The 1,514-nt window shown below is 68.6% G+C and carries 1 protein-coding gene; it reads right to left on the reverse strand.

The window, feature by feature from the left end:
• Positions 1 to 33: 33 nt before the first annotated feature.
• Positions 34 to 1,416, reverse strand: a complete 1,383-nt coding sequence (locus EHS43_RS44375) for an ABC transporter substrate-binding protein (protein ID WP_125196037.1) — start codon at positions 1,414 to 1,416, stop codon at positions 34 to 36.
• Positions 1,417 to 1,514 lie beyond the last annotated feature (98 nt).

The following is a 1,514-nucleotide window of genomic DNA, read 5'->3' on the forward strand; positions in this document are numbered from 1 at the left end:
GTCCCGGGCCGGCCGACGGGACCCGACGAGCCGTCAGGACGTGACCGTGAAGCCCTGCTTCTTGGCGTAACCGGTGAGCCGCGTCTGCCAGGCGCCCAGCGCGCGGACGGTGTCGGTCCTGTCGGCGAGGGACTTGCCCACGGTCTCGGTCCAGTCCGTGGCCGCCTGGTCGAGGAACGGCGGCCACTGGAAGGTGGGCGAGACCGTGGAACTGATGTCGGCAAAGACCTGGTTGACCTTCTGGCCGCCGTAGAAGGAGGGCGCGTCGCCCGTGAAACTCGCGTCGCCGAGCAGGGCCTTGGTGGCCGGGAAGAAGAACTGCTCGGTGGCGAACATCTTCGCGCTGGCCGGGTCGCTGTTGAGGAACTGGGCGAACATCGCGGCGGCGATCGCGTTCTTGGTGCTCTTGATGACCGCGGTGGTCGAACCGCCCCAGTTGCCCGCGCTCGGCTTGGACGCGTCCCACTGCGGCAGCGGGGCCGCGCGCCAGTGACCGGCGGTGGACTTGGCCGAGCCGGAGAGGAACGACGGGCCCCAGGCCGCGGTGATCCAGGTGGCGTACTTGCCCTTGTTGAGTGCGGCGTACCAGGAGTCGGCGAAGTCGGGCTCGGTGCCTATGACGCCCTCCTTGGCGAGGCCGCCCCAGTAGTCGCCGAGCTTGCGGGAGACGGTGTCGTCGACGCTGATGGTGATGTCGCTCTTGCCGGAGAGGGCGTAGGGCTTGGCCCCCGCCTGCCAGAGCAGGCCGTGCCAGGCGGCCGCCTCGTTCGCGGCGAGGTTGGTGAGGTAGACGTTCGGGTCGGCCTTGTGCAGTTTGCGGGCGGCGGCCGCGAACTCGTCCCAGGTGGTGGGGACTTCGATCTTGTGCTTGTCGAAGATGTCCTTGCGGTAGAGCATGCCCATCGGACCGGTGTCCTGGGGGATCGCGAAGACCTCGCCGTCGGCTCCGCCGACCTGGCCCCACGTCCAGTCGACGAAGGTGTCCTTGAGCTTGGCGGCACCGTACGGGCGCAGGTCCAGCAGGCTGTCGGTGATGGTGAACGTCGGGATCGCCTGGTACTCGATCTGCACGGCGTCGGGGGCGCCGCTGCCGGCTTTGAGCGCGGTGCGCAGCTTGGTGTAGTGGGTGACGCCCTGTCCGGCGTTGACGACCTTGACCTTGATGGCCGGGTACTTCTGCTGGAAGAGCGCGACCTCCTTGTCGATGTTCGGGACCCAGGTCCAGAAGACCAGCTCGGTGGGCGTCTTCATCGCCTTGTCCATGTCGGCCTGGCTGACCGCCTTGGCGGAGGAGCCGCCGCTGCTGCCGCCACCGCAGGCGGAGAGGGTGCTCGCGAGCGTCAGGGCTCCGGTCGCGGCGAGGAAGCCGCGGCGGTTCAGGGGGGCAGAGGAGGCGGCTGAGAGGAATTTCGACATGGTGGACTCCGCAGAGGGCGTAGGAAATCAGCACACCGGACGACGGCGAGCTCTTCGGGATGCAGAAGCTGGGCTCGGCGGGCGGGGCGGATTGGGAC

This window comes from Streptomyces sp. RP5T, assembly GCF_003933965.1.
Taxonomy (GTDB): Bacteria; Actinomycetota; Actinomycetes; order Streptomycetales; family Streptomycetaceae; genus Streptomyces.